This is a genomic window from Labrys sp. ALF-8 (assembly GCF_059699065.1).
In genome coordinates this window covers 754,420-773,236 of record NZ_AP048537.1, presented here as the reverse complement: position 1 = coordinate 773,236, position 18,817 = coordinate 754,420, and the positions used below count along the sequence as shown (strand labels likewise).

Annotated in this window: 18 protein-coding genes; 11 read left to right on the top strand and 7 right to left on the bottom strand. The window is 63.5% G+C overall.

Annotation, left to right across the window (positions count from 1 at the left end; genetic code table 11):
* Window positions 1-45: 45 nt before the first annotated feature.
* From AC6H34_RS03565 to AC6H34_RS03555, 3 genes are all read right to left on the bottom strand, one after another.
* Window positions 46-462, bottom strand: coding sequence for a Ros/MucR family transcriptional regulator (locus AC6H34_RS03565; RefSeq protein WP_448146113.1), 417 nt, complete (start codon window positions 460-462; stop codon window positions 46-48).
* Window positions 463-698: 236 nt separating this feature from the next.
* Window positions 699-2,105 (bottom strand): FAD-binding oxidoreductase, encoded by a 1,407-nt coding sequence (locus tag AC6H34_RS03560; protein WP_448146114.1) that lies wholly within the window; start codon window positions 2,103-2,105, stop codon window positions 699-701.
* Window positions 2,095-2,925 (bottom strand): HpcH/HpaI aldolase family protein, encoded by an 831-nt coding sequence (locus AC6H34_RS03555; protein WP_497537921.1) that lies wholly within the window; start codon window positions 2,923-2,925, stop codon window positions 2,095-2,097. Before AC6H34_RS03555 ends, AC6H34_RS03560 begins: the two co-directional genes overlap by 11 nt.
* Window positions 2,926-3,148: 223 nt before the next feature.
* Between AC6H34_RS03555 and AC6H34_RS03550 the strand changes: the two genes are divergently transcribed.
* The gene (locus AC6H34_RS03550) at window positions 3,149-3,856 is read left to right on the top strand and encodes a GntR family transcriptional regulator (RefSeq protein ID WP_497537920.1); all 708 of its coding nucleotides are present in this window, start codon (window positions 3,149-3,151) and stop codon (window positions 3,854-3,856) included.
* 20 nt (window positions 3,857-3,876) lie between these two features.
* Here AC6H34_RS03550 and AC6H34_RS03545 read toward each other — a convergent pair whose 3' ends face one another.
* Window positions 3,877-4,791, bottom strand: a complete 915-nt coding sequence (locus AC6H34_RS03545) for an SMP-30/gluconolactonase/LRE family protein (RefSeq protein WP_497537919.1) — start codon at window positions 4,789-4,791, stop codon at window positions 3,877-3,879.
* Between the two features lie 203 nt (window positions 4,792-4,994).
* On the opposite strand from AC6H34_RS03545, the gene AC6H34_RS03540 reads away from it, so the two are divergent.
* The 4 genes from AC6H34_RS03540 to AC6H34_RS03525 are packed head-to-tail and all read left to right on the top strand — an operon-like array spanning window position 4,995 to window position 9,476.
* Complete coding sequence (locus AC6H34_RS03540; protein ID WP_448146118.1) at window positions 4,995-6,005, top strand: ABC transporter substrate-binding protein; 1,011 nt, start codon at window positions 4,995-4,997, stop codon at window positions 6,003-6,005.
* Window positions 6,006-6,039: 34 nt separating this feature from the next.
* Window positions 6,040-7,500, top strand: coding sequence for a sugar ABC transporter ATP-binding protein (locus AC6H34_RS03535; protein WP_497537918.1), 1,461 nt, complete (start codon window positions 6,040-6,042; stop codon window positions 7,498-7,500).
* Window positions 7,497-8,462 (top strand): ABC transporter permease, encoded by a 966-nt coding sequence (locus AC6H34_RS03530; RefSeq protein ID WP_497537917.1) that lies wholly within the window; start codon window positions 7,497-7,499, stop codon window positions 8,460-8,462. Before AC6H34_RS03535 ends, AC6H34_RS03530 begins: the two co-directional genes overlap by 4 nt.
* A gap of 3 nt (window positions 8,463-8,465) precedes the next feature.
* Window positions 8,466-9,476, top strand: coding sequence for an ABC transporter permease (locus tag AC6H34_RS03525; RefSeq protein WP_497537916.1), 1,011 nt, complete (start codon window positions 8,466-8,468; stop codon window positions 9,474-9,476).
* 20 nt (window positions 9,477-9,496) lie between these two features.
* Here the strand turns inward: AC6H34_RS03525 and AC6H34_RS03520 are convergent, their stop codons facing one another.
* From AC6H34_RS03520 to AC6H34_RS03510, 3 genes are all read right to left on the bottom strand, one after another.
* Entirely contained in the window at window positions 9,497-9,904 is a 408-nt protein-coding gene (locus tag AC6H34_RS03520; RefSeq protein ID WP_497537915.1) for a hypothetical protein, read from the bottom strand.
* A gap of 314 nt (window positions 9,905-10,218) precedes the next feature.
* Entirely contained in the window at window positions 10,219-11,133 is a 915-nt protein-coding gene (locus AC6H34_RS03515) for an acetamidase/formamidase family protein (protein ID WP_448146123.1), read from the bottom strand.
* 116 nt (window positions 11,134-11,249) lie between these two features.
* Window positions 11,250-11,498 carry a hypothetical protein gene (locus AC6H34_RS03510; RefSeq protein ID WP_448146124.1) on the bottom strand — a complete coding sequence of 83 codons (249 nt, stop codon included), beginning with the start codon at window positions 11,496-11,498 and terminating at the stop codon, window positions 11,250-11,252.
* Between the two features lie 658 nt (window positions 11,499-12,156).
* On the opposite strand from AC6H34_RS03510, the gene AC6H34_RS03505 reads away from it, so the two are divergent.
* From AC6H34_RS03505 to AC6H34_RS03480, 6 genes are all read left to right on the top strand, one after another.
* Entirely contained in the window at window positions 12,157-13,629 is a 1,473-nt protein-coding gene (locus AC6H34_RS03505) for an exopolysaccharide biosynthesis polyprenyl glycosylphosphotransferase (RefSeq protein WP_497537914.1), read from the top strand.
* 91 nt (window positions 13,630-13,720) lie between these two features.
* A complete protein-coding gene (gene nusG / locus AC6H34_RS03500; RefSeq protein WP_448146126.1) occupies window positions 13,721-14,230 on the top strand; it encodes a transcription termination/antitermination protein NusG in 510 nt (169 codons plus the stop codon).
* A gap of 286 nt (window positions 14,231-14,516) precedes the next feature.
* Entirely contained in the window at window positions 14,517-15,677 is a 1,161-nt protein-coding gene (locus AC6H34_RS03495) for a polysaccharide biosynthesis/export family protein (protein WP_448146127.1), read from the top strand.
* An 83-nt stretch (window positions 15,678-15,760) separates the two neighbouring features.
* Complete coding sequence (locus AC6H34_RS03490) at window positions 15,761-16,540, top strand: WecB/TagA/CpsF family glycosyltransferase (RefSeq protein WP_448146128.1); 780 nt, start codon at window positions 15,761-15,763, stop codon at window positions 16,538-16,540.
* Entirely contained in the window at window positions 16,537-17,820 is a 1,284-nt protein-coding gene (locus tag AC6H34_RS03485) for a hypothetical protein (RefSeq protein WP_497537913.1), read from the top strand. Before AC6H34_RS03490 ends, AC6H34_RS03485 begins: the two co-directional genes overlap by 4 nt.
* Window positions 17,820-18,812, top strand: a complete 993-nt coding sequence (locus tag AC6H34_RS03480; protein WP_497537912.1) for a glycosyltransferase family 2 protein — start codon at window positions 17,820-17,822, stop codon at window positions 18,810-18,812. The genes AC6H34_RS03485 and AC6H34_RS03480 overlap by 1 nt, the downstream gene beginning before the upstream one ends.
* Window positions 18,813-18,817 lie beyond the last annotated feature (5 nt).

Sequence of the window (18,817 nt, the reverse complement as noted above, 5' to 3'; positions counted from 1 at the left end):
GGCGCGTCTTTGTGTCTTGCCGATTCGGTCAAAACACAAAACGCTCTAGGACTTGCCCTTTCGCAGTCCCTGCCGAAGCCCCAGGCCCATTTTCTTGGCGAGCTCGGAGCGCCGACGCGTATAGTTCGGTGCGACCATCGGATAGTCCGACGGCAATCCCCACTTGTTGCGATACTCCTCCGGCGTCATGCCGTAGGCGACGGTGAGATGGCGCTTGAGGGATTTGTATTTCTTGCCGTCCTCGAGGGAGATGATGAAATCGGGTGTTACCGATTTCTTGACGGGCACGGCGGGAGACGGCTTCGGCGCCGCCGGCTCCTCGATCACAGGACCCCTGATCAACCCCTCGAGAGCTGCATGGACCTGGGTGATGAGCCCCGAAAGCCCAGAAGAGGCGATGGAATTGTTGGCGACGTATGCGCCGACAATATCTACGGTGAGCTTGGTGAGACGATCGTCCACTGCACGAGTTCCAGGTGGAAAGCCATTTGAGGCGGGAAATGCCTTGTCCACTGGGTCCGGGCATATCGCGCGGAAACAGAGATTAGATAGGCTAAGACCCCAGCGCCATTGGCCTTTTTGGATTATCCGGGCCATGTGCGATAGCCAATCGCGGTATCGGATTCGTGCTCCTGCCGGCTCGTCTACGCCACTTCGTCATACTGACGATCATCAGCGACGCATACGACCGGGTGGCGTCAGAGTACCTTCCCGGGGTTCAGCAGTCCTTTGGGATCAAGCGCCCTCTTGATCGTCTTCATCAGGGCGAGTTCCTCGGCCGAACGCGTATAGGGCAGGAATTTCTTCTTCTTCAGCCCGATGCCGTGTTCGGCCGAAACGGTGCCGCCATACTGGCGCACGAGCCGGTAGACGATCTCGTCTATCGCGTCGTAGGGCTGCGCCTGGGCGCCCGGAACACAGGCGATGATATGCATGTTGCCGTCGCCGATATGCCCGTAGAAGAAGCTCTCGCAACCAGGAATTTCACGGGCGAGGGTATCCCGGCAATCGCGGGCGTAGAGGTCCATGCCGGCGATCGGCAGACCGATGTCGAACGAGCTGTGGGGGCCAAGCACCAGCTTGAATTCCGCTGCGGCGTCGCGCGATCCCCAGAACGCCTTCACGTCGGCGAGGGACTGCGCCACGGCCGCGTCCTCGATGATCGCGGCCTCCGCCTGGTTTTCGAGGAAGGCATTGAAGCGCTCCCTGTCGTCCTCATGGCCACCCTGACTTTCGACGAGGACGTAGAAGCCGTGTTCGCCGGCCACGGGGCTGCGAATGCCCGGTACGCGCCTGGTCGCCACGTTCCAGTAGTCCGGCCACATCACCTCGAACGCCGACAGTGTCGGTCCCAGCCAGCGACGGGCGCTGCCCAGCAGCGACAGGACGTCCGCATAGGTTGCGAGCCCGCACAGGGCCGCCATCGTACAGTTGGGCTTGGGAAAGAGGCGAAGAACGGCCCGCGTCACGATCCCGAGCGTTCCCTCCGAGCCGATGAAGAGCTGCTTGAGATCGTAGCCCGCGTTGTTCTTGATCATCTTGTTCAGGCTGGTCACGAGCGTGCCGTCCGGCAACACCACCTCGAGCCCGAGGACCATGTCCCTCGTCATGCCGTAGCGGATCACCCGATTGCCGCCCGCATTGGTGCCGATGTTCCCGCCGATGGCGCAGGAACCGCGTGCCCCGAGATCGAGGGCGAAGAAGAAGCCCGCGTCGTCGGCGGCTTGCTGGATGGCTTCAAGGGTGGTGCCGGCCCGGACGGTCATGGTCGCGGAGGCCGGATCGATCTCCTCGATGCCGACCAGGCGCTCCAGCGACAGGGCAATCGCGCCGGTGATCGGCCGGCTCCCGCCCGCGAGGCCAGTCAGGCCACCCTGGGGAACGACGGCGATGCCATGCCGCGAGGCGATCGCCATGGCCGTTGCGACCCCCTGCGGATCGGCAGGGCGGACCACCGCAAGCGGCTGGACCGGCCCCAATGTGCTCCAGTCCTGCAGGTTGCGTGCCGGGATGTCGCTTCCGGAGAGCACTGCGGCGGCGCCGAGAGCTGCTTCGAGCTGCCCGATGGCCTCGGCCGAGGTTTGCGCCGACGTTTCAGTAAGCATGGGGAGTATCCGTCACGAGGGAAGTATCGCCGACGGTGCTGCCCAGACGCTCCTTACGGAAGCGCACCTGTTCCCGCACGACCGCCAGCGCTGCATCGCGCATCAGACTGACGTCGCTGGCGACCGGGATCAACCGATAACCGCTTTCCACCAGGCTCTGCCAGGTGGCGCCTGCGCTGGGGACCGTGCCCATGGGCTTCCCGCTGGCGATCATCGCCGTCTCTGCCGCTTCGACGAGGGTCCGGACTTCGGGCCTGTCGAGCTGCTCCAGAAGGCCGATCGACCCGGCCATGTCGTTGACGCCGAGAAACGGAACGTCGACGCCGTCGACGGCGCATATTTCAGCGGCACGCCCGACCGCCCCGGCGGATTCGAGCTGGGCGACGATCAGCAGCTCGGAATTCGCCCGGGCCATGTAGTCGGCGACCTTTCCGAAGGTGGAGGCGCGCACGAGCGGCGCAGCATAGCCGCGGCGCCCCTGCGGGGGATAGCGGCAGGCCGCGACCGCCGCTTCCGCTTCACCGGCCGTCTCGATGGAAGGGATCATGAGGCTGTCCGCACCCGCGTCGAGCAGGCGCTTGAGGATGATGGGATCGTTCCACGGCACGCGCACGATGCACGGCGTCGCTCCCTCGGCAGCCCGCAGCATGTCGACCGCATCGCGCAATTCGCCGAAGCCATGTTCGAGATCCAGGATGAGGAAATCGAAGCCTTGCTGCGCGAGGATCTCGACATTCGTGGCGCTTCCCGTTTCGATCCACGCGCCGAACAAGGCATCGCCGGCGGCCAGCCGTCGCTTCAGGTGATTGGGTTTGAACACTTCAGTCTCCGGTCGGGAACCCGTTGGGCCGCAGATGACAGCCTGCACTGGCGTGGGTGAATCCACGCGCCCATTCGAAGCCTATCGGTCCAACCATCTGAAGTACAGTACTTCAGAAAATTTTCTTTCAGTGACATCTTACGGGTGAGCTCAGGCCGCCATTGCCCGCCATGCCAGCATCTTGCATACTGAGGGGAACCAGAAACCAAGGAGATTGCACAACGTGTCGTCGGCCTCGTCCCCGGCGCTGTCGATCGATCGGCCGCGTTCGCTCACCGTCACCGTGGCCGAGAGACTGCGCCAGGCCATCATCGATTCCGAACTTCCGCTGGGCAGCGAACTCTCTGAACTCGGCCTCGCCGCAAAGCTGGGCGTGAGCCGGACACCTGTGCGCGAAGCCCTCTCCATGCTGCAGTTGCAGGGCATGGTGACGATCGTGCCGCAGAAGGGGAGCTACGTCTTCTTCCCGACCGAGCAGGACCTGGTGGATCTTTGCGACTATCGCATCCTGCTCGAATGCCGCGCCGTCAGCTTCGCACTTACCCGCCGCCGCTCGGAGACGCTTGACATGCTGGGGCAGGCGCAGGCCGCCATGGAGGCGGCCAGGGCCGGGAAGGATCCCATCGCCTATTCGCGCGCCGACACGATGTTCCACGAGTCCTTCATACGCAATTGCCGCAATCGCTTTCTGGAGGATGGATATGCCATGGTATCGGGGCCGATCGCCACGCTCCGGACGCATCTCTCGGTGCCGCTGGCCGGCGTGCAGGATCGCTCCTACGTCGAGCACAAGGAGATGATGGCCGCCTTCGAGCGCGGTGACCTCGTCGAACTCGACTCGATCCTGGTACGCCACATCCTCAACACGCGGCATTCCTATGTCCAGGCCCTCCAGGAGGGGCTCATCTCGAATGGCTCCCGGCAGGATTGAGCCGGCCGGGCGATTTTGCTTCAGAAGGTCTTGGCGCCGTTGACAGGGAGCCTGACCCCGTAGAGCGACGTCGTTCCGCAGATATACAGGTAATTGCGCTTCGGGCCCCCGAAGCAGACATTGGCCACCACTTCCGGCACGTGGATCTTGCCGATGAGGCTGCCGTCCGGCTCGTAGCAGTGGACGCCGTCCCCTGCGCTCGTCCAGATTCGTCCCTGCATGTCGACGCGCAGGCCATCGAAGAATCCGGCCGTGCAATCGGCGAACACGTCTCCGCTCGCAAGGCTGCCGTCCTCCGCGACGGCGAAGCGGCGCATGTGGGCCGGGCCGTCCGGCCGGTGGCTTCGCCCGGTGTCCACGATGTAGAGGTGCTTTTCGTCCGGTGAGAAGGCGAGGCCGTTCGGCTGGACGAAATCATCCGCGACGACACGCAGATGGCCCGATGCATCGAGACAGTAGACGCGATTGGCTCCCTGTTCGCTCTCGGCATGATGGCCCTCGTAATCCGAGTCGATTCCATAGGTCGGGTCGGTGAACCAGATGCTGCCGTCCGATTTCACCACCGCGTCGTTCGGGCTGTTGAGGCGCTTGCCGTCGTAGCGATCCGCCAGGGTGATGACTCGGCCGTCGAATTCGGTGCGCGACACCCGCCGTCCGCCATGCTCGCAGGTGACGAGCCGTCCGGACCGATCCACCGTATTGCCGTTGGAATGTCCGGCGGGCTGGCGGAAGACGCTGACGGCGCCGCTGCATTCGTCGAGGCGCAACATCCGGTCGTTGGGAATGTCGGACCAGACGAGACTGCGCGCTGCCGGCAGATAGGCAGGCCCCTCGGCCCATCGGCAGCCCGTATGCAGCCGGTCGAGCTGGGCAGTGCCGACGAACAGCCGGCGGAAGCGCTCATCCAGAATTTCGAAGCAGGACGTGGTCGTCATTTTTTTCCTCCGGCGGCCATTCGAGAATGTTCCACGGGGCCGCTTGACCCGGTGGCATATTGTACCTTAGGTTCAACTTCAAGTCGCAGCACTCTCATCAGGGCGACGGCTGCCCCGAGGCGAGCAGCCTGCCTTCGAAGCGAGCACAGTGCTTCGACGGGTGCCGCAATCAAAACATCAGAACAGTCGGACCGGAGGATTCCATGAAGGCCACCATCGCTCTCGCACCGCTACTGGCCCTGCTGCTGGCAGGACCGGCGCTCGCCGATACCTCGGGCAAGAGGATCGCTCTCTCCAACAATTATGCCGGCAATTCGTGGCGTCAGGCGATGCTGCAGAGCTGGGACAAGATCGGAAAGAAGGCTGTCGGAGACAAGATCATCGCTGCCGCCGACGCCTTCACCACGGCCGACAAGGAGGCTCCGACGCAGGCCGCCCAGATCCAGAACCTCATCCTGCAGGGCTATGATGCGATCGTCATCGATGCTGCTTCTCCCGAAGCGCTCAACGGTGCCGTGAAGCAGGCCTGCGACGCGGGCATCGTCGTCGTCGCCTTCGACGGCCTCGTCACGGAGCCCTGCGCCTACAAGGTGACGGTGGATCTCGCGGAGACCTATGGCGCCGAGCAGGTGCGCCAGGTGGCCAAGCGCCTGCCCAATGGTGGCAATGTCCTCTATGTGCGCGGCCTGGCGGGCACAAGCATCGACAACGACATCACCAAGGGCGTGATGGCGGAGGTCCAGAAGCACCCCAATCTGAAGATCGTGGCGGAGGTCAACGGCAATTGGGACCAGACGACCGCGCAGAAGGCCGTGACGACCGTCCTCCCGTCTCTTCCGGAGATCGCCGCGGTGATCGATCAGGGCGGCGACGGCTACGGTACGGCCCAGGCATTCAAGGCCGCCGGCCGGACCCTGCCTCTCATCATGCTGGGCAATCGCCAGGACGAGCTTGCCTGGTGGAAGGAACAGCGCGGCGCCGGCACCTACGACAGCTGGTCCGCTTCCGAGGCGCCCGGCATGGTCACCTTCGCTTTCTGGGTGGCCCAGCAGGTTCTCGATGGCAAGAAGGTGCCGAACCAGGTCCCGATGGGGATCCTCACCATCGAGGCGAGTGAACTCGACAAGTATCTCGCCGATACCCCGGTTGGTGGCGTCGCCAATCGAGAATACTCGCAGGACGAGGTCATCAAGGCGATCGAGAGCGCGAAATAATGGGTGGCCCAGCCATCGGACGGGGTTTCCCCCTATGACGGAACGTCCGGCCGACATCGTTCGCCTCGACGGCGTCACCATGCAGTTCGGCACCGTCAAGGCGCTCGCCGGGGTGGACTTTCACGTCGCCCCCGGTGAGTGCATCGGGCTGGTCGGCCACAATGGGGCCGGCAAGTCGACGCTGATGAACGTATTGGCCGGCACGCTGCCGCCAACCTCGGGAACGATAGAGATCTCGGGACGGACGCGGCCGGGTTACACGGTCACGGCGGCCCAGGGTCTCGGAATTCGCTGCGTCTTCCAGGAATTGTCGCTCTGCGCCAACCTGACGGTGGCGGAAAACACGCTGGTCAATCACGGCTCCTTGCGTGGGTTCGGCTGGCGCAGGAAGGCCGGTGGCCTGATAAAGGCGAAACTCGACGAGATCTTCCCCGGACACGGCATCGCCGCGAGCGATATCGTCGATGATCTGTCGATCGGGCGCCGGCAGATGGTCGAGGTGGCGCGCGCCTTTACCGTGACCGATGCGCCGCTGCACCTGGTCATCCTCGACGAACCGACCTCTTCCCTGGACAGCCACACGGCCCGCCAACTGCTCGGCTATGTGCGCCGCGCGGTTGCCGGAGGAGTCAGCTGCGTCCTGATCTCCCATATGCTTGGCGAGATCCTCGAAAACGCCGACCGCATCGTGGTGATGCGCGACGGTGCGGTTGTGGCCAACGGGCCTGCCCGGGCGTTCGACCGTCACAAGCTCGTCAGTACGATGGGCGCCGAGAACAGCACCCCGGTCAGGACCGGGCCGGCCAGGGAAGGGGGACGCGTCTGCATGCGTGCCCGTGCGCACGGCCATGACCAGGCATTGGAACTGCTCGTGCGGGAAGGCGAGATCGTCGGCCTCGCGGGCCTGGCAGGACATGGCCAGACCAGGATGCTGATCGACCTCTTCACCGCGGCCGGTCGTGGGCGAACCCGCGGCCTGGAGGTGCTCTCACCCGTGGCCTTCGTTGCCGGGGACCGGCAGCGCGATGGAATCTTCCCGCTTTCATCCATTGCCCGGAACATCGCGATAGGTTCAATGCGGGCGCTCCGGCGCCGTCTCCTGATTTCTCCCCGGCAAGAAGCGCAGCTTGCGGAGGTCTGGCAGCGGCGGATGCGCATTCGTACCCCCGCCATGGAAGACAATATCCTCACGCTGTCGGGGGGCAACCAGCAGAAGGCCCTTTTTGCGAGAGCCTTGGGCTCGGAAGCTCGGATCGTCCTGATGGACGACCCCATGCGCGGCGTCGACATCGCCACCAAGCTGGAGGTGTACGCCCTCATTCGCGAGGAGGCTCGCGCCGGCCGGACTTTCCTCTGGTACACCACCGAGACGGAGGAACTGGAGAACTGCGACCGGGTCTATGTCTTTCGCAACGGGACGATCGTTGCCGAACTGGCCGGTCACGAGATCACCGAGGAAAGGGTCATCCAATCCTCCTTTGCGGAGGCTGCATGAGCTTTCCTTCCAATGCAGGCGTCGTCGTCGGAATGCTCCCCTGGCGATCCACGCTTCGCGCCATCCTGCCCGCGATCTCGTTCATTATCGTTCTCGGCGCGATCGGCTGGCTGAATCCCCGCGCCATCAGCTATCTCGGCTTCAACCTGATGCTGAACCTGGCGATTCCGCTCGCCTTGGTGACGATCGGCCAGATGTTCGTGATCACGGTCAACGATCTCGATCTTTCGCTGGGCTTCTTCGTCAGCTTCATTGGCTGCGTCACCGCGACCTGGCTGGTCGAGACGCCGCTGCTCGGCTGCTCAGTCATCATCGCGGCCGTCGCGATCTATGGTCTCGTCGGTGCCCTGATTCATCTCCGCGGCCTTCCCTCGATCGTGGTCACGCTCGGGATGAGCTTCTTCTGGCAGGGGGCGGCCATTCTCCTGCTGCCGCAGCCCGGCGGCAGGGCGCCCGAATGGCTGCATGCGCTGATGATCTTGAAGACACCTTATATACCCATGCCGGTCCTTGCCGCGGCCCTGATTGCCCTCGTCGTCCATTTCGCGCTGAAGCACACCGTCTATGGCACGATCCTGCGCGGCGCGGGCGGCAATCCACATGCCATCCGTCGCGCCGGCTGGTCGCTGCTGACCATCAAGATCGTGTCCTTCATGCTGGCGGGCGTGTTCGGCGTGCTCTCCGGATTTGCCCTGACGGGCCTTTCGACGGCAGGCGACGCGAATATCGGCAATGGCTATACGCTGCTGTCGATCGCAGGCGTGATCCTGGGCGGCGGAGAGTTCGTCGGCGGTCGGGTTTCGCCCGTAGGAGCGGTGATCGGAGCCCTGACCCTGGCTCTCGCATCCTCCTCGCTGCTCAGCTTCATGCACGTTCCACCGGACTGGCAGGTCGGTGCAAACGGCGCCATCCTGATCGTCATCCTGGCGGCACGGGCGCTCATCTCGCGAAGGGGGGCCTGAACGATGGAAAAGGCCCGCAGGATTCTCGCCTCTCCTTGGATCTGGTCCTTCGCCGGCGCTGCCCTGGTCTACGCCGCGACTGTCCTGGCCACCGGCGGCAACGGCGCGGCCGGAATGCTGAGTGCCGCCTTTTCCCTGGCGGTGTTCACGGTGGTCGTCGGCATCGGGCAGATGTTCGTCATCACGCTCGGCCCAGGCAATGTCGATCTATCCCTTCCGGCCAATATCGGCCTCGCGAGCGCGCTGGCCATGAAGGCGATGGACGGTTCGGACGCCCTGATCCCGCTCGGGATCGGCGCGGCCCTCGCCTGCGGTGCCGCCATCGGTGCGATCAACTATCTGCTGATCGCGGCCCTGCGCATTCCGCCGATCATAGCCACGCTCTCCGCCTCCTTCGTCATCCAATCCGCCGACATCAGCTATGGAAGGGGCCTTCAAATCAAGCCGCCGCCCGCTTTCGCCGCCTTCACCGATCAGCGTATCGCGAGTGTCCCCGTCTTCGTCCTGCTGGCTATCGCCGCCAGCGTGCTCGCTGCCATCCTGCTGCACCGGACCCTGTTCGGCTATTCGGTGACGGCGATCGGCCAGAATCTGCGGGCCTCCTGGCTCGCCGGTATAAAGGTGGCGCGCATTCGCTGTCTGACCTACATCCTGTGTGGGGGACTTGGCGGTTTGAACGGAGCCCTGCTGGCGGGCTATTTCCGCGGAGCTTCGATCGACCTGGGCAATGAATATCTCCTCGCCTCCATCGCTGTGGTCGTCATCGGCGGCACCTTTGTCGGCGGGGGACGGGCAAGCGTGGCCGGGGTCTGGGGCGCCTCGCTGTTCCTCGTCTTCCTGCAGATCATGCTCAATACGTTCGGAGCGGATGCCGGCGTGAGGCTGATGGCGACCGGGTTCGTCATCGTCGGCGTGATCGCCATCGCCGGCGATCGGAGCGGCACGGCGGACAGGCGATCGTTCCGATCGGGAAGCTGGCTCTTCTCCTGGCTCCGGCCAAGCTCTTCGCAATGAGCCCACTGCTGCGCGGCGATTCAGTCCATATCAAGTCGGCCGGCTGCGATGTCCCTAGCGAGGACTTTCGCGCCGGCAAGCACGGCCTCTGCGGAGAAACTGTGGTCGGCAATGACATCATGGCCGCCCCTGCCGTAGACCAGATAGATCCAGTGGCGGAAAACGCCGTTCGCATAGAGCTTCAGGTTGTCCTCGCCGCTGCTGAACAAGGCCTCAAGGATCTCGTCCAGCCCCGCGGATTGAACAAGAACCAGGCGCTCGCCATTGTGAATGGTAATGGTATAGCCGGCGCCAAGGACGTCTCTAACGATCCTCTCACTTATAGTCTTTTCCACATTACGGCGTTTTTTCGAGTCTACGGTCCCTTCATTCCTTGGAGGTATGGTAATACTGTTCTCTCCATCCGGTAAAATAGTGCGATCTGACATTTTGCGAGTGATGGTTCGAGGAAAGCGATATACGCTATTAAAAGCAAAAAGGTCTTTTACACAACTAGACGAGATGCGCGAGTCCAAAGCTTACGCAGGAAAAAGGCAAGCTGTTGCGACGAGCCTCCGGAAACAGCTGCTCCGAGCAAGCAGAAGTGACAGGGCGAGCTTGCGTGCTTGCAGGGAACGGAGGCTGTTCCGTAGGGAACACCTCTCAATAGCTCGGGGCACCACGCATGATTTTCCTACGGCTCCGTGTCAAACGCGGAGGCCTGGACCAGCAAGCGGCCCCACTATGAAATGACGCGGACGTGTCAGCCCTTCGCCGGCAGCCATTTCTTCGCGATGCGGCAGACCATCGTATAGGCGGGGTCGAAGACGTTGCCGACATCGTATCGCACGACCTGCCCCATGAGATGACTCGCCGCGTTCACGCAGAGCCCGTAATCCGACGTTAGCCAGTTCAGCATTTCCGTGGTGGCGTGCTGGAGCGCCTGGTCGAGCGGGCGGGCGTTGCCGGCGGTGAAGATGTCGGTGGCTGTCTCACCGCGCGGCCACACGATGGCGCGCTTCTTTTCGACTCCGAGGCGGATCTCGACTTCGAACGTCGTCTCGATGCCGGTCCCGACGATCTCGCCGTCGCCTTGTACGGCGTGGCAGTCACCGAGCGCGAACAGCGCGCCGGGCACCGCCACCGGAAACCAGACCGTCGTCCCGGGGCCGAAACCGCGATAGTCCATGTTGCCGCCATTCTCGGCGCTGGTCGCGTTTGAAATGGCGCCGCCGTGGCGCGGTGCCACGCCGAAGCAGCCGATCATAGGTTCAAGCGGCAGGACGAAGTTCTCAAGTCCCGCGGGCGGCTTCTCGAGCCGGACGGTGAGGGCGCCGCGATCGATCAGCCAGGTGATGCGCTCCGGCTGGGGAAGGCGGCGCACGGCATCGGGATCGACGACGTTGGCCGCCAGCACCGAATTGGTCCAGCCGGTATCACGCGTCGGCGTCATGCGCACGATCTCGACACGAAGCGCGTCTCCCGGTTCCGCGCCCTCGACGAAGATCGGGCCGTTCACGGGGTTTGGGGGAGAAGCCCGGCGAACGCCATCCTTGTCATATCCGATGGCGTCGATCGTTCCGGTGATCACGGTGTCGCCGTCGGCGCAGCGCAGGACAGGCTCATGGGAGCCGAGCGTATTGTGCCAGGACGTCGCTTCGAGCCGATGGACTACCATGGATGCCTCGGAAGATGGTTGGGGGCAGGCAAGCGGCGAAGGTATCCCAGCCGGGCGATCGGTCAATCAGAACCGCACCGAGATTGCTCGCTCCATGCCGTTTACGCAGAATGGCTTCACTGGGCCGGGCCGTTGCCGCCGTCGTCGAGCATCGAACGGATGAAGATGTTCGCGAAATAACCCGCCTGCGCCAGAACGCCCACGGCGACGACCATCAGGACGCTTCGGGAAGTCGAGAGGTCGCTGGGCAATAGCCATGCCACATAGATGACCATGCCTGCGAGCCAGACGATTACGAAGGCGAGGAAGGAGAAGAAACGACCCAGGACCAACGGTAGGACAAAAGCAGCTATGAGTGCATTCATGGCACCGTTTCCTCGGTCCGGCGTCCCTTTGTCCGGATATCCGAATACCGCCGATCACGCAGGGATAGGGACCAGACAGAGAGGAGTCAAATGGCGTGATTCTCCGGTTTCAAAAACCTGCGGGGGACCGCTTTTGCCTGAGAGTCGCCACGTCGGAGACGCCCCTGCTTCGAACGCGAAATCCGACGCCGACGGGGCATTCGGGGGAGCACGCGCGAGAGCCGGCGACTCGACCCGATGGCGGGGACCGACGCCGGCGCAGCAATGAAAGATGGCTCACTGGTTCGTAAAGTTTGCAATAATGCAAACAACCGGGGTGATGCCGGAATGTGACCTTGAAATAGGCGATGCGACATTTCGACACATCTCGAAGCTTATTCCTTAGACAATTACCCGCAAGATTAACCTTATTTCATGCTGCGATGCACAACGATTGAGCGAAAAAGGGTAAGTGATGCCCCGGCGGTAGCTCTACTTTTGAGCTGGAACCTATCCGAAAGGCGTATGACAAAATCGCGAACGGGTGGACACAGAAGATCAAGCCCGCTAGGCTTCCATTGAAAGTTGAAAGGAGGGCATCCGAGATCTACCTTTTTTGAAGGTGGATTTCTGGTAGCCGGGGGCGCTCGTTTCACGCAACTGCACGACGTTAGAGGTAATGATGTTCCAGCAGAAATCCCTCGCGACGGCTGCCGAACTTGCTGAATTTGGATCTACCAGACCATTTCGTTTTTCGGAGAGTGGCCTGCGTATCACAATGGCAGGTATTGATCTAATTCTGATCTTATCGGCTATTACGTTTGCTCCTGTAATATACCTTTATTTTTCTACGGGCGCATATCCTGGCTTTTCTCCGTTTCTCAAGGTCGCGGTCGAATCCGGCATTGTCGCTGTCCTGTTTTTGATTGTGCGTCGCAGCTACGAGTTCAAGAACCTCATATCGCTGCGCAGCCAGCTCTCTACCTATCTACAGGCCTGGTTGATCGGCTTTCTGGTCGTCATGATCGAGGCTTTCATGACACAGACAAGCGCTGATTATTCCCGCGGCGGAATGCTCTTTGCATTTGTGCCAGGGCTGGCGTTGGCCTGCGCCGCGCGCTTCGCCATCTTCGACGCCCTGCGGCAGCGTCTGCAGCGCCACGAGATCGTGGTCTCCTCGGCCTTTCTCATCCTGCTCGGCGAACGCAGGGATGCCGATGCCGCGGTTTCCCGGCTGCGGTCGAGGGGGATCATGGTGTCCGGGCTCTACAGCATTCCGGCCGCGAATCTCATCGGCTCCGATCAGATGCGGGAGGCCGTCCTGGCCAAGGCCGTGCACAATGCCCGTATCGCGGTTTCCGCCTCCCGCTGCGACCAGATCTTCATCATGGCGCCGTGGCGGGTGGAGAACGCATTGGGACGCCTGCAGCACCTGCTTCGCAGAGTGCCCGTGCCGGTGACCTTGATGCCCGACACCTTCGCCTTCGATGCGCATAATGCCCGTCCGGTGGATCTCGCCGGCCTTTCCGGGCTCGAGATCCAGCGCGCGCCGCTGAGCTGGAGCGAACGTGCCGGCAAGCGCGCCGTCGACATCGCCGTCGCCGGTGCCGCCTTGCCGCTGCTCTCGCCCTTCCTGGCCCTGGTGGCGCTCGGTGTCCTCATCACCTCGGGGCGGCCCATCCTCTTCCGCCAGCACCGGCGCGGCTTTGCGGGCCGAACCTTCCAGATCCTGAAATTCCGGACGATGCGCGTTACAGAGAACGGCCCTGTCATCCGGCAGGCCGAGCGCCATGATCCACGGGTTACCAAGTTCGGGGCCTTCCTGCGCAAGCACAGCCTCGACGAACTGCCGCAGATCTGGAACGTCCTTGTGGGCGACATGTCGCTGATCGGACCGCGGCCCCACGCCCAGGCTCATGACGACCAGTACGATCCGCTGATCGAGACCTATGCCATGCGCCATCACGTCAAGCCGGGCATCACCGGCTGGGCGCAGATCAACGGGCATCGCGGCGAGACGCCGACCGTCCAGCACATGGAGGCTCGCGTCGCCCACGACCTCTGGTACATCAACCATTTTTCGCTGCGGCTCGATTTTTACATCGCGGCGAAGACGGCCTTGCTCGCCTTCCACGACAGGGCTGCTTATTGATCGGACTGTCCACTGAGCACGCCTGGCTACCTCGGTTTCGAGGTGGTTGCCGGCCCGAGATGTCTGCTTTTCCAAGAGCGAGGCGATCCCGATGAATGCTGACCTGGACATGCGCTGGTTCGCCGCGACCACACTGCCACGGCAGGAACTGGTGGCGGCCGAGAACCTCAAGGCCCAGTCCTTCGAATTCCTGTTGCCGCGGCTGCGCGTCACCAAGCGTCATGCGCGACGGGTCGTGCAGGCGATCGACCCGCTGTTCCCGGGCTACATCTTCATCCGTATGGATCCCACCGTGACGGCGTGGCGGTCCATCAACGGCACGCGCGGCATCGGCCATCTCGTGATGAGCGGAGACCGGCCGCTTCCTGCTCGTCCGGGCGTCGTGGAGACCATCGTCGACTCCGTGGGGCCGGACGGAACGGTCAAGTTTGCCGATCCGATTCAGCCCGGTGCCCGGGTGCGTCTCGTTTCCGGTCCCTTCGCGGACGTTCTCGGCGAGGTCGTCTCGCTGGACGCACGCGGCCGGGTGAACCTTCTCCTCAGCCTATTCGGCATGTCCGTCTACGCCGAGGCAAAGCGCAATAATCTCGTCGCGGCCTAAGGCTGCGGCGTCCGAATTCTTGAGTTTTGTCCGGGTGAAATCCATTTTCACCCGGACTGCGGTAGCTTGGGGGCACCGCTTCCAGAATTCGTTAAGAAGAGTGGGGCAGTGTCATCCACTCGTTGGGATGAAGTGCAATCGTGGGCCGGGGGCGGCAGAGTTCGAGTAAGTAGGCGTACCGATCGTCCTGTAGCATGCAGCACGGCGATTGGCCTTTGTGAGAGGCTGTACATTGAACCCAATAGAGTACATCGCCCGCGGACTGGCGGTTTGTCTGGCTGTCGGATTGGCAGGATGCTCAATCGTCTCCAAGGACGGACCCACGGGGGCCGCGGTGCGGGACGGTGCAGCCGTCAAGGCATCCTACGCGCCAAAAGCGATCCCCTATGTGCTCGTTGACCTCAATCCGGCCTCGCTTGCGGCTGCCAACAGGGGCACGCTGTCAACAACGCCACGCTTCGGGTCGATGGCGCGCGGCAGCGGCCCGGATGTCAGCATCGGTGTCGGCGACATTCTCAGCGTGACGATTTTCGAGGCGGAGTCGGGCGGCCTGTTCATTCCCAAGGAGGCGGGCTCGCGATCCGGCAACTTCGTCGAGATCCCGAACCAGCAGGTGGATCGTTCCGGCACCATCACCATCCCCTATGTCGACGGATCTGTACGGGTGGCTGGGCGGACGACACGATCAGTGTCCGCTGAGATCTCCAGCCGCCTCAAGGCGCGCGCCATCGAACCCCAGGTGGTGGTTTCCGTCGTCGAACACCGCGGCAACGAGATCAGTGTGCTGGGCGAAGTCAACCAGGCCCTGCATTTCTCGATGGATCCCGGCGGGATCAAGCTGCTGGAGGCCATCGCCCGGGCCGGAGGTCCGCGCAATCCTCCCTACGAGACCACGGTCTCGATCCAGCGCAGCGGCGTGACGCGGCGGGCGGGGATGTCTACCATCATCCGCGATCCCAGCCAGAACGTTCCGCTTCGGCCGGGTGACGTCGTCTACCTCACACGCGACCAGAAGGTGTTCATGGTGCTGGGCGCGACCCCGAGCCCGGGCTCGATCGGTGGCACCAACAACCGGCGCTTCTCCTTCGACGACGATACGATGAGCCTTTCCGAGGCGCTCGCCAAGGCTGGCGGCCTCGACACCTCTCGTGCGGATCCGAAGGAGGTCTTCCTGTTCCGCATGGAGCGCCGCAGCACCCTGACGAGTGCCGGCATCGACATCTCGAAATATTCGGGCGACCTCGTGCCGACCGTCTACACCGCGGATCTCAGAAAGGGCGACAACTTCTTCCTCGCCAACAGCTTCAACATCCGGGACAAGGATCTGTTATTCGTCTCCGAGTCGCCTTCGACGGATCTGCAGAAGTTCCTCAACATCCTGAGCGGCATCACCTCCAACGCCTATTCGATCTCGGAATCGGCGGCCGTGACGCACTCGAACTTCTAGGCACCGAGCCAGAGAGAGCTCCGCCCGTCCTTCATGAGGCGGGGCTCGAACCCTCAACCCTGCATCTTCCGGGAATGACCAAGATGGATAGTTCCAACACCGTCCTGGTGGGCGGCGTCGCGACTTCACGTGTGTCGCGCAAGGACATGGCGGACCTGATGTTGCGCGATTGCCTCGCGGCCCGTTCCGGCGCTTCGAAGCCCAAGCTGGTCTTCGACGTCAATGGCCACGCCCTCGCACTTGCCTTCTGGAATCGCGATTTCCGTGGCGACCTGGCGGCCGGCGATCTCGTCCATGCCGATGGCCAGGCCATCGTGGCCGCGTCGCGCCTCCTGACGAGCGCTCCCATTCCAGAGCGCAGCGCCACGACGGACTTTTTCCACGACGCGGCTTCCCTTGCGGGTCGGGCAGGACTCCGCTTCTTCCTGCTGGGCGCGACCGAAGAGGTGAATGCCCTCTGCGAGGCCAAGATGCGGGCGCTCTATCCCGACCTGCAGATCGTCGGCCGGCGAAACGGTTACTTTTCCCGCAGCGACGAGGCGGCGATCTGCGAGAGCATCAACGCCTCGGGAGCCGACGTGGTCTGGGTGGGCCTCGGCAAGCCGAACGAGCAGGCCTTCTGCGTCCGGAACAAGAACCTGCTGAAGGCCGGCTGGCTGATTACCTGCGGCGGTTGCTTCAACTATGTCGTGGGCAGCTACTCGCGAGCGCCGCAATGGATGCAGAGCTCCGGGCTTGAATGGCTTCATCGCCTCGCAACCAACCCGCGCAAGCTTTTCTGGCGCTACCTGACCACCAATCCCGTCGCGATCTTTCTGCTGCTGACGCAGACGAGCTCTCGTCCCCGCGGGGCTGGTGCATGAACGAGAGGGCTTCAGCCCTGATCCGGTACGGTCTCGCCGCTTCGGCGCCGGGTGCGGCTGCTGCTGCGCAGTTCCTGCTGCAGCTCGCCTTGCTGCGCTTCGTCGACTCCGCCGCCTTCGGGCAGTTTGCCTTCATTCTCGGCCTGGTCCAATTCGGGTACGGCCTGTCGAATGCCCTGATCTCGACGCCCTACACGGTCAACATCAATGCCCCGGCCTTCGAGCCGAAGCAGGCGCTGTCCTTCTTCACCGTCAACCTGCTTTTTTCGGTCGCCTGGGGAGCCGTCTGCGGAGGTGCGGCTGCGGTTCTCGGCGCGACGCACGAGGCGTGGCTCTTCGCCTTCCTCGGCTTCCTGGCCATGATCCGCTGGTTCGGCCGCGCCCATCTCTATGCGTTGCACCGCCCGATCCAGGCGGCGGCCTCGGACCTGATCTATTCTCTAGCCCTGGTCGTGATACTCGGCGCGGCCTGTCTGATGGGACTGTCGCTGGCCATGGGCGCGCTGACGGTCAGTCTCGCGACGATCGCGGGCCTTGTGGCCCTGGGCGGCGATTTCATGGTCGAGCAATTCCGCCGCGCGTGGGCCGGATCGCTCCGGCACTACGGCGCCATATGGCGGGAGCAATCGCGCTGGACGCTGCTCGGCGTCGTCTCCTCGGAGGCCACCGCCAATGCGCATGCCTATGCCGTCACGCTCTGCGCCGGGCCGGCCGCCTTCGCGCCGATCGCGGCGACATCGCTTTTCGTCAAGCCGATCGCCCTGGCCCTCACCTCCCTGACCCAGCTCGAGCGCCCCGCCATGGCGCGTTGCCTTTCGGCTGGAGACATGCCCGCTGCCTTGCGCGGGGTTCGTCGCTTCCGCACCGCGGTGCTGGGCGTCTGGTCCGTGACCATCGCCGCCGGCGTGTTCGTTCTCGCGTGGTATCCGCACCTGTTGTTCAAGAGCTCCTACGATCTACCGTCATTGTCGATCGCCTTCAGCCTCTGGGCCGTGATCTCGCTGCTCCAATGCTGGTCCATGCCGTCCAGCATCCTGCTTCAGGCGGCGCAGTGGTTTCGGCCCCTGGCCATGTGGGGCCTCGCCTGTGCCGCGCTGGCTATCCTCGCCGTCGCCATCCTGGTCCTGACGGTCGCTCCGATCTACTCGCTGCTGGGCATCGTTCTGGGCCAGGCGGTCACCAACCTGTCCATGGTGATGCTCGAAGCCCGATTGAAGCGCCGCGCCAATCCCGGTTCCGCCATGGAGCGGGCCGAATTCAAGACGAGTGCGGTGTTGTGATGCGGCGCGGTATGATCCTCATCCCGACCTTCCGTCGGCCAAAGGGCCTGGCGAAGGCGCTTGAGCGTCTCGACACCCTCGATACCGATGTCGAGATCTCGATCCTGGTGGCGGAGAACGATCCGGCCGGCGGGCAGGGCAGGGAGGTGGTCCGCCTCGCCGCTCCGCACCACCGCTTTCCGATCGGGGTCCTCGAGGTCGCCGACCAGGGTGTCTCCCATGTGCGCAACGCATTGTTCGCGGCGGCCCTGGCCACACCCGATGTCGAGTTCGTGGCGCTGCTGGACGATGATGAATGGCCGGAGCCGCAATGGCTGAAGGAACTGCTTGCCATGCAGCGGCAAACCGGCGCGGAGATCGTCGGCGGCACGATGCTGCCGGCCTTTGAGGGCGAACCGCCGACCTGGGCAAGAGAATTCGAGCTATATCGGCAGGTGCAGCCGGACGGTCCATCGAAGATGGTTTGGGGCACCTGCAACGTAATGCTCACCCGTTCGGTCCTGGAAAGGACGGGACCGGTGTGGTTCGATCCCGCTCTCGGGCTGACGGGCGGGGAGGACATGGAGTTCTTTGCCCGTGCCGCTACGAGGGATGCGCGTTTCGCCTGGGCGGCGGCGGCGGTCATGTACGAGGACGTGCCGGACCGCCGCGTGCGGCCCGACTGGGTCTTCCGTCGCTCGTTCCGGATCGGCAGCACCAATGCGCTGGTCCAGCGCCGCTGGCGGTATGGGCTGCTCGGCCGGCCTCTCATCCTGGCCAAGGCATTCGGGCATCTTGCTCTTGCCGCGGGCACTCTCTTGCGTGGGCCCGTCCGGCGGGCAAGGCAAATGGAGGCCTTGTCGCTGTCCGCCCGTGCGCTCGGCGAGATGTCGGGCCTGCTGGGCCTTCGCTACCGAGAATACGGCCGGGCGTCCGCGTCCGCAGGACACCGTATCCCATCCGAGGCGTCGCCGGTGGCCGCCGGAACGATCGCCCCCAAGGCAACCTCATGAGGAAC